The following is a 12,246-nucleotide window of genomic DNA, read 5'->3' as shown; positions in this document are numbered from 1 at the left end:
AACCCGGGGGAGCACGGAGAAACCGGGATTCGGTGCTAGATTGCGGATCAATTCAGCCATCAGTGTGGAGGAACATTCCCATGAGACTGCTGACGCGACTGCTGATCGAGATCGCCGCGGCGGCCCTGCTCGTCGTCTGCATCGGGACCCTCAGTGCCGCGTTTGCCACCGGCAAGCCCGGTCGCAGCGCCGATGGCCTCAGCTGCGGCTTCACGGTCCCGCAGAATGCCTCGCCCGCGGCCCGCTGCGCCGCCATCAAGCGCCAATGTGGCGGCAAGTTCTATGCGAATGCGTGCGGCGACAGGCTGATGTCCGCGGCGAACTGAGAGACCGTCGATATTCTGCGAATTCAAGCCGCCTTCGCCTGCACTGCATCGCAAAACTCGGCGAGACGATCTGCAAGTCGCAGCGTTGCCGGGCTCGCATCGGGCGAGGCCATCAGTGCGACCTCGGTCTTGTTGATCGGCGCAAAACCATCTTTCGCCGTCAGCACGCGGTGGTCGGACTGGATCGACATCTCCGACAAGATGCTGAGGCCCATGCCGGCGGCGACCGCGGCCTGGATTCCGGAGAGGCTCGACGAGGAATAGGCCATGTGCCAGGCGCGGCCGACGCTTTCCAGCGCGTGGATGGCGCCGGCACGGTAGAGGCAGCCGGTCGGAAAGCCGATCAGCGGCACGGACGCGGCGTGAACATCGACCGGATGGCTCTTGCTGGTGACCCAGTGCACCCGCTCCGGCCACACCGCGATGGCGCCCTTCTCGCCGGCCGCACGCTTGAACAGCGCAAGGTCGAGCTCGCCGCGTTCGAGATCGCGCGCCAGATGCTTGCTCTGGTCTGCGCGCACGTCGAGCCGCAGGCCCGGATGCGAGCGCGCGAACGCGCCCAGTAATTTGGTCAGCCGGTACGCCGCGAAATCCTCGGGGATGCCGAGCCGGATCGCGCCTTCGCCATCCGGCTGGCGCAGCACGTCGCGCGCCTCCTCGGCGAGCGAGAGCAAGCGCCGCGCATAGGAGAGCAGCCGCTCGCCGGCCTCGGTCGGGCGCACGGTCCTGCCGTCGCGGTGCAGCAGCACCTGGCCGATATCGTCCTCCAGCCGCTTGATCTGCTGGCTGACGGTCGACTGCGTGCGATGGACGCGCGCGCCGGCGCGGGTGAAGCCGCCGGCCTCGACCACCGAGACGAAGCTGCGCAGCAGCTCAAGATCGAGCATGGCCGCCTCCATTCGAAAATCCACTGGCGTGGAGTTAATCATTTAATTTCCAAATGACAAGCGGACTCCCTAGATCGAGGCTCAGGAGAATGCCCCCATGTCGCTCGCCCCCTCGATTTCGGCCCCCCGCACCCGCTTCAACACCCTGCCGCTCGCCATCGGCCTGTTCTGCCTGCTCTGGAGCTACGCCTTCGTCGCCGGCAAGATCGGGGTCACCCATTGCCCGCCGTTGATCCTGCTCGCCGCGCGCTTCTCGCTCGCCGGCATTTTGATCCTGGGCGCCACGCTGATCCGCGGCGACAGCTGGTCGTTAACCTGGCGCGATGCGGCGATCTTCGCCGTGCTAGGGATTGCCAACAACGCGCTCTATCTCGGCCTCGGCTACACCGGCCTGCAATCGGTCTCCGCCGGCCTCGGCGGCCTGATTGTCTCGGCCAATCCGGTCTTCACCGCCGCGCTCGCGACCCTGCTGCTCGGCGAGAGCATGACCTGGCGCAAGGCCGGCGGCCTGCTGCTCGGCATCACCGGCGTGACCTTGATCGTCTGGCATCGCCTGTCGGTCGGCACGGATTCCCTGCACGGCATCGTCTTCACGCTGGCTTCGCTCGCCTCGCTCGTTGCCGGCACCATCCTGTTCAAGCTGCTCGCGCCGAAGGGCTCCTTGTGGATCGGCAATGGCGTGCAGAACCTCGCGGCCGGCCTCGCACTTTCGCCGATCGCGTTCAGTTTCGCCGACGTGCACGCGATCGACTATACGCCGGGCCTGATCGGCGCCTTTGCCTTCCTCGTGCTGGGCGGCTCGATCCTCGCCTATTGGCTCTGGTTCCATCTCCTGAAAGTGTGCGGCGCCACCGCTGCCAGCGCCTATCATTTCCTGATGCCGCCGCTCGGCATGCTGTTCGCGTATCTCGTCCTTGGTGAGCACGTCGAGGCCCGTGATTTGTTGGGCATCATCCCGGTTGCGCTCGGCATCTACCTGGTGACGCGCCCTGCGAAGCCTGTCTCGTAAGAGGAGAGTTCTCTCGTGCCCATTTCCATCACCCTGATAGGCGGCCCGACCGCGCTGATCGAGATCGACGGCTTCCGCCTGCTCACCGACCCGACCTTCGATGCGCCCGGCGCCTACCAGCTGCCGCATGTGACGCTGGAGAAAACCATCGGTCCCGCGTTGAAGGCCGATGCGATCGGCCCGGTCGATGCCGTGCTGCTCAGCCATGACCAGCATTCGGACAATCTCGATCATTCGGGCCGCGACTATCTCCATAAGGTCAAGCGCGTGCTGACGACGGAGGCGGGCGCGAAGCGCCTCGGCGGCCATGTCGAGGGCCTTGCGCCCTGGAGCACGACGCATCTGAAGGATAGCGACGGCAACACCCTGACCATCACCGCGACGCCGGCGCGCCATGGCCCGGCTGGCATCGAGCCGCTGTCGGGCGACGTCATCGGCTTCGTGGTGGCGTCCAGCCGGAAGGACACCAGCACGGTCTATATCAGCGGGGACACCACCTGGTTCGACGGCGTCGCCGAAGTCGCGCGCCGCTTCAAATGCGGCGTGGTGCTGCCCTTCGCCGGCGCCGCGCAGACGCGTGGGCCGTTCCACCTCACCATGGACACCAACGACACCATCGAAACGGCGCGCGCCTTCCCCGATGCGACGATCGTGCCCGTGCATACCGAGGGCTGGGCGCATTTCCGCCAGAACAGCGAAGATCTGCGCAAGACGTTCGACGTGCTCGGTTTCGGAACGCGGCTGCGGCTGCTGGAGCCGGGCGTGCCGACGGTGATCCAGGCGCCGTGAGCCCCACTGTCATGCCCCGGCTTGACCGAGGCATCCAGTACGCCGCGGCGGCCGTTGCGAGAGCGAGCTCCCTAACGCCTCTGGAATACTGGATCGCCCGGTCAAGCCGGGCGACGACGAGCGGAGAGAGTGGCCCGCGCCGCAATGACGGCAACTAATCCTTCCGAAACACGATCGACGCCATCCATCCCGTCATCAGCGCCATCGCGGCGGTGACGAGGCCATAGATCAGCCCGTTGTGCCTGGCGGTGGTGGCGACGAATTGCTCGAAGCCGACCTTGACGATCTCGAACGCGGTCTCGGTCTTGCTGATGAACGCGCCGTTCGCGAACAGCTTGATCTCGACCTCGTAGGTGCCGATCGGCACCTCCGCCGGCAGCGGAATGCCGGTGCGGAACAGGGTCGGCGTCAGGAACGTGACGGCGCTCGGATCCTCCCGATACAGCCCGCGCTGGGTACGCAGGCGGATGAAGGCCGAGCGGAACGCGTCGTTCGGCACCACGTCGGCATAATCGCCGCCGACCCGTTGCGTCAGCAGCACGTTGTTCAGCCCGATTTGCTGCCGCCGCGCGATCTCGGGCGAGGTGATCGCCTCGAAGGGACGGTTGGCGAACAGCGCCAGATAGCTCGGCACCTGCAGGAACTGCCGGTAGTCGGTGTTGATCCAGATGCCGAAGGTGCGCTCCTTGCGCCGTGTCACCATGTCGGCGCGCGGGCCCATCACGGTGACGACGAGGTCATAGGCCGTGCGATCGGCGGGTGTCGTCGCGTCCTTCTCCACCGAGCCGAACAGCACCAGCTCCTCGCCGGAATAGTTCGGTGTCACCGTGACGCGGTGGTTGGACACCGACACGATCAGACGCTCGGCGCGCGCTGCGGAGCCGAGCAGCAGGACGAGCAGGAGTGCGAGAGCTGCGCGCATCATCCGCTCACTCCCAGCTCGCGGATGGTGAAGAGATCCTCAGGCCGGATCACCAGCTCGATCGCGAAGCGGACGCCGACCGAGAGGATCAGGAGGCCGAGCAGCAGCCGTAGCTGCTCGCCACGGATCTTCTGCCCGGCGCGGACGCCGAACTGCGCGCCGGTGACGCCGCCGACCATCAGGATCAGCGCCAGCACGGCGTCGACGAGGTGATTGGTCACCGCGTGCAGCATGGTCGCGAACAGCATCGTGACGAGCGTCAGCACCATCGAGGTCCCGATCACCGTCGAGGTTGGCACCCTCAACAGATAGATCATGATCGGCACCAGGATGAAACCGCCGCCGATGCCCATGATGGCGCCGATGAAGCCGATCATGATGCCGACGATTACCACGGGGATGACCGAGAGATAGATCTTCGAGCGCTTGAAGCGCATCTTCAGCGGCAGGCCGTGGATCCAGTTGTGCGTGCGGCGTGGCGGCAGCGCGCCGCGCCGGGTCCGCATCAGTGCGCGCAGCCCTTCCGAGAACATCAGGCTGCCGACGGTGCCGAGCAGCACCACATAGGAGAGCGCGATCATCAGATCGAGCTGGCCGAGCGCACGAAGCTGCGTGAAGGTCCACACGCCGAGCGCCGTGCCGGTGACGCCGCCGCAGAGCAGGACGCTCGCCAGCGCCGGATCGATCGCACGCCGCCGCCAATAAGACAGCGCGCCGGAAAAGGAGGAGGCCGCGATATGGCTCGTGACCGAGGCGACCGCGACCGCCGGCGTGATGCCGATGAAGATCAGCAGCGGCGTCATCAGGAAGCCGCCGCCGATTCCGAACATCCCCGAGACGAAGCCGACCGCGGCGCCCATGGCGAGCACCAGGAAGACGTTGACGGGAAGATCGGCGATCGGAAGATAGAGCTGCATCGAAGGACCATACGCCGGCGAGACGGACCGATTGTCGCGGAATGCTCGCGGGACGGTCGGAACGATTGTCGCGCCCCTCAATAGCGGAATTCGGAGCCGGGAGGGACCCGGAATTTCGGGCGTGGTGAATGTTGACGAGGGTCGTGAACGAGGCCCCGATCGTTGCGATAACGCGAGATGCGCTCCCTCCCCCGCTTGCGGGGGAGGGTTGGGGAGAGGGTGTCTCCTCTCGCGAGACCCCCCGAGAGGCGAGAGCCCTCACCCGCGTCGCTTCGCTCCGCGACCTCTCCCGCAAGCGGGAGAGGTGCACCGCGCGCGCGGCTCGTTCTGTCTGTCTAAAGCAATTCGCCTTTAATGCGCCGCCGAGGCCGAGCGCTTGGTTGCGACTTGCTTCGGCGCCGGCTTTGCATTCGCCTGCGGCGCGCTGTCCCAGCCGCCGGCGGGCGCCGTGACGTTGACGGCGTCGTCGGGCTGCGGCTCGGCGCTGAAGGTCTGGATCGCGAGCTTGGCGGCCGCGAGCGATTGCGGGTCGAGACGCTTGGCGACGTCGTCGCGCTTGCCGGAGGCGTCCGCGTCACCCTGGGCAGCCGCGAGGCTGAACCATTTGTAGGATTCGGCGAGGTTCTGTTCGACGCCGATGCCGCGGGCATAGAGGATGCCGAGGTTGAACTGGCTGTCGGCTACGCCGCGATCGGCGGCCTTGCGGAACCATTGCGCCGCGCTCTTATAGTTGGCGCCGCGTCCGCCGCCGTCGGCGTCGAGCACCGCGAGATTGTGCATTGCCTTGGCGTTGCCGCGCTCGGCGGCCTGGGTGTAGTAGCGGCGGGCGATGTCGGCGTCCTTCTTCACGCCGAGGCCCTTCTCGTAGAGCGTGCCGAGGCGGAAGGTCGCCGGCACCACGCCGGCCTGCGCCGCGCGGTCGTACCATTTGGCCGCTTCGTCGTAATTCGTGGCAACGCCTTTGCCTTCGGCAAAGCGCAAGCCGATCTCGTAGGCCGCGGTCGCATCGCCCTTCATCGCGGCGGTGCGCAGTACCGGGCCGCCGATGCCGTCAGGCAGTTTTTCGCTCGGCGGCACCTGGATCATGCCGAGCTTGGCGCGGCTCGCGCCCGACAGCGCGCCGGTGACGTCGCTGCTCGTGGCAGGCGGCGGCACGGATGCGGCGGGCGCCGGCGGAATTTCGACCGAGGCCGAGTTGCCCGAATTGGCGGCGGGAGCCGGCGCGGCGTTGTTCTGGGACTGCCGTCCAATCGGCGTCGGCGAGGTCATCGATGGCGTGACCTGCTCGGGCGTGGCGGGCTTGTTCTCGATCACCGGCGGTGGCGGTGGGGCCTGCGGCGCCGGCTGGCTCAACGTATTGTCCATGGCCTGTGGCGCCGGCGGCGCGCTGCCTTCGAGCAGGTTCATCGCCATCTTGAAGGTGCCGAGCACGATCACGACCACGCTCGCGCCGACCAGCAGCGAGCGGATCTTCGAGGTGATGGTCGAGCTGCCGTCCTTGCCCTTGTCCTTGCCGCGATCGGCGCCGGCCTTCGCACCACCCTTGGCGCCGCGCGCCGGCTTTTCCGGCTGCGCGGCGGCGGCCTGGGCGGCGCGGCGGGCGGCTGCGATGAAGCTCGACGACGACACCGGCTCTTTCGGCGCGGCGGGAATGTCGCTGATCGCGCTCTCGGAGGCGGCGATGCGCTCCGATGGCGTGGCGAGGCGTCCACCTGGCCGTGTGCCCGGCTCGAGCGGATGATCCGGCGGCAATTCCGGCGCGAGCGCGGTGCGCGCGGGGACCGTGTGCGGCTCCAGGATCTCGCTGATCGCGCGCGGCGGCACCGGTGGCGCCGACGGAACCGGCGGCGGCGCGGCGGGGGTAGCGGCATGGAATTCACGCGGCGCGGCGGAGAAGGCGGCTTGGGCGAAGGCGCCGTGGGCCTGTTGCTGCGCGTGGGCCTGTTGCTGCGCGGCGGGGTTCGGCAGCTCCGGCTTCGGATCGTATTTCGGTTGCTGCTGGGCTTGCGGCCGCGGCTCACGCGCCATCGGCGGCGCGGGCTCCATGGGAGCGGCCATCGGCATGGGCATCGGCTGCGGCGCAGGGGCCGGCGGCGCGGTGCGCACCGCGCGCAGATCGCCCTCGATCATGGAGAGGCGGTCGACGACATGGCCGAGCGCGCTATGGACGGCGTCGAGCGAGTCCTGGGTGCTGCGGTTGGTCTCGGCCTGGCTGAAGCGGATGTCGGACAGCTCGCGCTTGACCAGATCGACCACCCCGGAATCGGCCGGGGTTGCGGAGCTGCGGCTCTCGGCCAGCGCGGAATAGGTCGCCTGCTGCCGCTCGAGGTGACGCAGGATGTCGTGCAGCCCGTCCTCGACGCGGCTCAAATTGCCGTTGCGCGGATCGGCGGCGGCTTCGATCCGCTCCAGCAAATACGAGACGCGCTGTTCGAGATGCGCAAAGGTCGAGGCCGAATCGTTGCCGACCTGCATGCGGTCGAAGCGGTCCGACAGCGCGCGGATCGCGGATTCCAGGTGCTCGGTGCTTTCGGCCGGCTGGGGCCGCTCGCGCGTTTCCAGCGCCGCGGTGAGCGCCGCAATGCGCTGCTCCAGCACCGCGAAGCTGTCGCCCTGGCCGGAGGCGCGGGTGACCTGGTCGACCTTGGACGAGAGCAGCTGCACGTCTTCGGACAGGCGTGCCAGCGCTTCGTTGGAGGCGACGTTGGAAACGATGCCGCGCAGCGCGGTGATCGCGCCTTCGAGCTGGCGCACCGTCGAGGGATCGTCATTGGCGCGCAGGATCAGGTCGAGCTTGGCGCCGAGATTGCGGATCGCCTCGTCATAGCCGGTGAGCTGCTCGGCCGGCGTCAGCGTGCGCAGCACCTGCTTGATGTCGGACAGCGCGTGCTCGATGCCCGACAGGACCTGGCCGTCGGTGCCGTTGGACCGCGTCTCGTCGATCCGGCGGTGCAGCGAGCGGATCTCGTTCTCGATCGATTCGATCGCGCGCCGCGGCATCGCCTCGGTGATGGCGGCGCGGATCTCGGCAAGCTCGCTGCGGAAGGCGTTGATCGCCTGCTCGGTATTGTCCGGCCGCTGCAGCGACTCGATCTGGCTCGTGATCTTGAGCAGATGACGCTCGAGCGCGGAAAAATCCGGCTGCGGTGGCGGCGGAGCATAGGCAGGCGCGGGTGGCGCCATCGGAGGTGCGTAAGGAGCGGCCCAGGGAGCAGCATTGGGCGCGATCGAGGGCGCGGCGCGCGGCGGAATCTGCCGCGGCGTGAAGCCGTCGAGCTCGCTCTGCCGCGCGGTGATCTCGGCGACGGCGACGTCGAACGAGGCGGGGCTCAGGGGCGGGGCGTTGCGATAGACCTGCGCCGCCGCGCGCTCGACCGCATCGGCCTGGCGCTGGCGCGTGTCGGCCGGCGCGGGACGCGGAGCCGAGGGCTGCTGCGGTTGAGGCTGCGGCCGGGAGATTTGCGACAGCCGCGCATCGAGACGCGAGATCGCATCGTTGAGCTGGCGCGCGACGCCCTGCTCGCGCGAGGCGTCTGGCCGCGAAGGGTCCTGCCGCGACGAATCCTGTCGTGACGAATCTTGGCGCTGCGCGGGCTTGGAGATCCGCTCAATCTGCTGGGTGATCGCGTCGAGCCGCTGGTGGATGTCGGCGACTTCGCGGCTTTCCTGACTCGGTCCCCGGATTTGAGCGTGCGGGGCTTGCGGACGCTGGTCGTAAGGTTCGCGAAAGTTCGGGGGAGCAGTTTCGCCGAGGGTGGAGTTCAGCCAATCGTTGAGTGACATGCCGGCGCGACGCGCAGCAGCTTCGGCCCGCTCCCTGACGGATGGATCGATGCCGTCAACACTCCACGATACGCGCGAATTCATGACTCTGTCCGGTTCCGACTCCGGCGCCCCACCCGGCGCCTCCAGCCTCCCCTCGCGTGCCGGTTGCAAAGACAATCGGATTTGGCGCGGGTCGTCTGCCTCGAAAACCGACTTTTTCCTGTTACGGTAAATAACGGGTTAAGGAACGCGAGCCCGGTGTCTTAAAGTTGGGCGGGGGGAACTTTGGGGCACGCCGGAAGCGGCGTCATTGCATCCTTCGCGACCTGCCGCCGCCATATACTCCATACTCCGCTGTCATCGCCCGCGAAGGCGGGCGATCCAGTACGCCGCGGCGGCTCGCTTCCAGCCGCGCTGCCTCGGAGTACTGGATGCCCCGCTTTCGCGGAGCATGACACCGGTAAATGTGGTGACAGTCTCCTGTCGGGTCGGGCCACCCCTCAGCCCTTCTCCCGCTTGCTCTCCTCCAGCGGCACCACCGTGGCCTTGCCGGTCATCGCCGACAGCGCATCGAGCGCCTCTTCGCAGAAATCGGCCACCATCTGTTCGTGGCGGGCCCCTAAGCGGAGCAGGAGCAGATTGCCGAGATCGAGCCGGCCTTCCGCCGTGCCCTCCGGAAAGCGCTTCTTCAGGATGCGCTCGTAATTGGCGTGGCGGTCGCGATGGTGCTCCAGCCGGGCCATCAGATCGGTGCGCAGCGGCTCGATGTCGATGCTGTCGAGGGCATGGAGGCGGACCAGCAGATCGTCCTTGGTGGAGGCTGGCGTGCTTGGTCGCGCGGCCCAGTGCCGCAGCGCTGTTCGCCCCTCCGGAGTGAGCGTATAAACCAGCTTGTTGGGCTTGCCCGATTGCACGACCTCGCGGCCCTGGATGTGGCCGCGGTCGCGCAGCTTGGAGAGCTCGCGGTAGATTTGCTGGTGGTCGGCCTTCCAGAAGAAGCCGATCGAGGAGTCGAACGTCTTGGCAAGCTCGTAGCCCGTCATGGGGCGTTCCGTCAGGCATGCGAGGATTGCGTCGCCCAGTGCCATGATCGGCCTCCTTCTTCTTCGACCTCGACCAACCCGCTTGACTTTATGCGCATTGGCGCATATGCGTCAATGTGCATATGAGGCGTTCAGGGACGGGCTGAAGATCCGACCCGAAAAACCCAGCGGAATCAATCAGCACGCTACTGTGCATGGGGTTGTTTTCGCGTTTTTTGCCAAGGCCTTTAGGGAGGCATCCTGGAATGACCGGCCTCGACTCCTGGTACGGCTACATGAAGTCCCAAGATCGGGCTCAAGCCCGCACCGCGCTTTGGGACTTGCTTCATCCCGACGCCGTCTTCGAAAGTCCCGTCGTGCATTCGCCGCAGCGCGGGCGCGACATCACCTTCAAATACCTCTCCAGCGCCGAGAAGGTGCTCGGCGGTCCCGGCTTTACCTATGTCGGTGAGTGGACCAGCGAGCGCGGCGCCGTGCTCGAATTCAAGACCATGATCGACGGTATCGAGATCAACGGCGTCGACATCATCAGCTTCGATGCCGAGGGACGCATCACGCATTTCAAGGTGATGGTGCGTCCGCTCAAGGCGATCAACATGCTGCACCGCCTGATGGCGGAGCAGTTGGCCGCCCAATCATGACCCTGCCCTGAGGTTGCAGAACCCGCTAAGCTCGCGGGCAAGGCTGCGCCGCAAGGACCGTTCAGAGAATTCCACCACTTCAAGGCCCATTGCCGGGAGAACCCCATGCCGATCTACAAAGCCCCCGTCGAAGACGTGAACTTCCTGCTCAACGACGTCTTCCAGATCGACCGCTACGACAATCTCGCCGGCTTCTCCGATGCGTCGAGCGATGTGCGCGAAGCCATTCTGGGCGAAGCCGCCAAGCTCGCCGAAGAGGTGCTGCAACCGCTCAATCGTGTCGGCGATCTCGAAGGTTGCAAGCGTGCCGATGACGGCAGCGTCGCCACGCCGAAGGGCTTCAAGGACGCGTTCAAGCAGGTTGCCGAAGGCGGCTGGCTTGGTCTGTCGGCGCCGACCGAGTTTGGCGGGCAGGGCCTGCCGGTGACGCTGAGCCAGGCGGTCAACGAATTCCAGATCTCCGCCAACATGGCGTTCTCGATGTATGGCGGCCTCACCATGGGCGCGACCGCGGCGCTGATCGTTCATGGTTCACCCGAGCAGAAGAAGACCTACGTGCCGAAGATGGTTGCCGGCGAATGGACCGGCACCATGAACCTGACCGAGCCGCATTGCGGCACCGATCTCGGCATGCTTCGCACCAAGGCGGTGCGTCAGAGCGACGGCAGCTTCAAGATATCAGGCACCAAGATCTTTATCTCGGCCGGCGAGCACGACCTTGCCGACAACATCATCCATCTCGTGCTCGCCCGCATCGAGGGCGCACCTGCCGGCATCAAGGGCGTGTCGCTGTTCGTGGTGCCCAAGTTCCTTGTGAATCCGGATGGTTCAGTCGGTGCCCGCAACGGCGTCGTCTGCGGCTCGATCGAGCACAAGATGGGCATCCACGGCAATTCCACCTGCGTGATGAACTACGACAGCGCCACCGGCTGGCTGATCGGCGAAGAGAACAAGGGCATGCAGGGCATGTTCGTGATGATGAACGAGGCGAGGCTCGGCGTCGCCGTGCAGGGCCTCGCGCAGTCCGAGGTCGCCTATCAGAACGCGGTCGCCTACGCCCGCGAGCGCATCCAGGGCCGCGCGCTCACCGGCGCCAAGGCGCCGGACAAGCAGGCCGATCCGATCATCGTGCATCCCGACGTGCGCCGCACGCTGCTCTCGATCCGCGCCTTCAACGAAGCCGCGCGCGCCTTCGTGATGTGGACTGCGCTGAAGAGCGACGTCGCCCATCGCTCGGAAGACCCAAAGGACCGCCAGGCGGCCGACGACCACATGGGCCTGATGACGCCGGTGCTGAAGGGCTTCCTCACCGATTACGGTTTTGCCAATGCGGTGCAGGCGCAGCAGATGTATGGCGGCCACGGCTACATCGCCGAGCAGGGCATGGAGCAGTTCGTGCGCGACGCGCGTATTGCCATGATCTATGAAGGCGCCAACGGCATCCAGGCGCTCGACCTCGTCGGCCGCAAGCTGCCGCGCGACGGCGGCCGCGCCATCATGGCCTTCTTCGGCGAGGTCATGGCCTTTGCCAAGGAGAACGGCGGCGACGAGGCGCTAAAACCCTTCATCGCGCCGCTCTCGGCCTCGCTCGGCCATCTCCAGCAGGCCACGACCTGGCTGATGCAGAACGCGATGGCGAAACCTGACAATGCCGGCGCCGCCGCAACCGATTACCTGCATCTCTTCGGCTTCGTCGCGCTCGGCTACATGTGGGCGAAGATGGCCAAGGTGACCAATGCCAAGATTGCCGAGAGCGGGGCGACGCCCTATCTCTCCACCAAGCTCGTCACCGGCCGCTTCTTCATGGAGCGGATGCTGCCGGAGACCGCCGCCAATCTCGCGCGCATCCAGGCCGGCTGCGCCACCATCATGGAATTGCCGGCGGAAGCGTTCTGAGCCTGCTTCCGCTGCCTGCTCCCAATCGTATTGAACATCACATCAGGAGGG

At 66.6% G+C, this 12,246-nt stretch carries 10 protein-coding genes; 5 read left to right on the top strand and 5 right to left on the bottom strand.

The window, feature by feature from the left end:
* The first annotated feature begins 80 nt into the window (after positions 1 to 80).
* Positions 81 to 326, top strand: a complete 246-nt coding sequence (locus A3AS_RS0104350) for a hypothetical protein (RefSeq protein ID WP_018316375.1) — start codon at positions 81 to 83, stop codon at positions 324 to 326.
* A gap of 23 nt (positions 327 to 349) precedes the next feature.
* Here A3AS_RS0104350 and A3AS_RS0104345 read toward each other — a convergent pair whose 3' ends face one another.
* Positions 350 to 1,213 carry a LysR family transcriptional regulator gene (locus A3AS_RS0104345; RefSeq protein WP_026201658.1) on the bottom strand — a complete coding sequence of 288 codons (864 nt, stop codon included), beginning with the start codon at positions 1,211 to 1,213 and terminating at the stop codon, positions 350 to 352.
* A 97-nt stretch (positions 1,214 to 1,310) separates the two neighbouring features.
* On the opposite strand from A3AS_RS0104345, the gene A3AS_RS0104340 reads away from it, so the two are divergent.
* The gene (locus A3AS_RS0104340; protein ID WP_018316373.1) at positions 1,311 to 2,222 is read left to right on the top strand and encodes a DMT family transporter; all 912 of its coding nucleotides are present in this window, start codon (positions 1,311 to 1,313) and stop codon (positions 2,220 to 2,222) included.
* Between the two features lie 15 nt (positions 2,223 to 2,237).
* The gene (locus A3AS_RS0104335; protein WP_018316372.1) at positions 2,238 to 3,011 is read left to right on the top strand and encodes an MBL fold metallo-hydrolase; all 774 of its coding nucleotides are present in this window, start codon (positions 2,238 to 2,240) and stop codon (positions 3,009 to 3,011) included.
* Positions 3,012 to 3,165: 154 nt separating this feature from the next.
* Here the strand turns inward: A3AS_RS0104335 and A3AS_RS0104330 are convergent, their stop codons facing one another.
* The 4 genes from A3AS_RS0104330 to A3AS_RS0104315 all read right to left on the bottom strand — a co-directional run bounded on the left by A3AS_RS0104330 (position 3,166) and on the right by A3AS_RS0104315 (position 9,703).
* A complete protein-coding gene (locus A3AS_RS0104330) occupies positions 3,166 to 3,936 on the bottom strand; it encodes a TIGR02186 family protein (protein WP_018316371.1) in 771 nt (256 codons plus the stop codon).
* The gene (locus tag A3AS_RS0104325; protein ID WP_026201657.1) at positions 3,933 to 4,850 is read right to left on the bottom strand and encodes a sulfite exporter TauE/SafE family protein; all 918 of its coding nucleotides are present in this window, start codon (positions 4,848 to 4,850) and stop codon (positions 3,933 to 3,935) included. The genes A3AS_RS0104330 and A3AS_RS0104325 overlap by 4 nt, the downstream gene beginning before the upstream one ends.
* 351 nt (positions 4,851 to 5,201) lie before the next feature.
* The gene (locus A3AS_RS0104320; RefSeq protein WP_018316370.1) at positions 5,202 to 8,717 is read right to left on the bottom strand and encodes a tetratricopeptide repeat protein; all 3,516 of its coding nucleotides are present in this window, start codon (positions 8,715 to 8,717) and stop codon (positions 5,202 to 5,204) included.
* 398 nt (positions 8,718 to 9,115) lie between these two features.
* Positions 9,116 to 9,703, bottom strand: a complete 588-nt coding sequence (locus tag A3AS_RS0104315) for a PadR family transcriptional regulator (protein ID WP_018316369.1) — start codon at positions 9,701 to 9,703, stop codon at positions 9,116 to 9,118.
* A 200-nt stretch (positions 9,704 to 9,903) separates the two neighbouring features.
* Here A3AS_RS0104315 and A3AS_RS0104310 point away from each other — a divergent pair, with 200 nt between their 5' ends.
* Positions 9,904 to 10,299, top strand: coding sequence for a hypothetical protein (locus tag A3AS_RS0104310; RefSeq protein WP_026201656.1), 396 nt, complete (start codon positions 9,904 to 9,906; stop codon positions 10,297 to 10,299).
* A 105-nt stretch (positions 10,300 to 10,404) separates the two neighbouring features.
* Positions 10,405 to 12,195 (top strand): acyl-CoA dehydrogenase C-terminal domain-containing protein, encoded by a 1,791-nt coding sequence (locus A3AS_RS0104305; protein WP_018316368.1) that lies wholly within the window; start codon positions 10,405 to 10,407, stop codon positions 12,193 to 12,195.
* The last annotated feature ends 51 nt before the right edge of the window (positions 12,196 to 12,246 follow it).

Source organism: Bradyrhizobium sp. WSM2793 (genome assembly GCF_000379585.1).
Lineage (GTDB): Bacteria > Pseudomonadota > Alphaproteobacteria > Rhizobiales > Xanthobacteraceae > Bradyrhizobium.
Note: the sequence above shows the minus strand (reverse complement) of the source record. Positions and strands in the feature narration are given on the sequence as shown.

Bases quoted from the DNA above. Each gene is read 5' to 3' on its own strand.
- A3AS_RS0104310 (WP_026201656.1), top strand. From the start codon at position 9,904: ATGACCGGCCTCGACTCCTGGTACGGCTACATGAAGTCCCAAGATCGG.
- A3AS_RS0104330 (WP_018316371.1), bottom strand. From the start codon at position 3,936: ATGATGCGCGCAGCTCTCGCACTCCTGCTCGTCCTGCTGCTCGGCTCC.
- A3AS_RS0104305 (WP_018316368.1), top strand. From the start codon at position 10,405: ATGCCGATCTACAAAGCCCCCGTCGAAGACGTGAACTTCCTGCTCAAC.
- A3AS_RS0104340 (WP_018316373.1), top strand. From the start codon at position 1,311: ATGTCGCTCGCCCCCTCGATTTCGGCCCCCCGCACCCGCTTCAACACC.
- A3AS_RS0104325 (WP_026201657.1), bottom strand. From the start codon at position 4,850: ATGCAGCTCTATCTTCCGATCGCCGATCTTCCCGTCAACGTCTTCCTG.
- A3AS_RS0104320 (WP_018316370.1), bottom strand. From the start codon at position 8,717: ATGAATTCGCGCGTATCGTGGAGTGTTGACGGCATCGATCCATCCGTC.
- A3AS_RS0104350 (WP_018316375.1), top strand. From the start codon at position 81: ATGAGACTGCTGACGCGACTGCTGATCGAGATCGCCGCGGCGGCCCTG.
- A3AS_RS0104345 (WP_026201658.1), bottom strand. From the start codon at position 1,213: ATGCTCGATCTTGAGCTGCTGCGCAGCTTCGTCTCGGTGGTCGAGGCC.
- A3AS_RS0104315 (WP_018316369.1), bottom strand. From the start codon at position 9,703: ATGGCACTGGGCGACGCAATCCTCGCATGCCTGACGGAACGCCCCATG.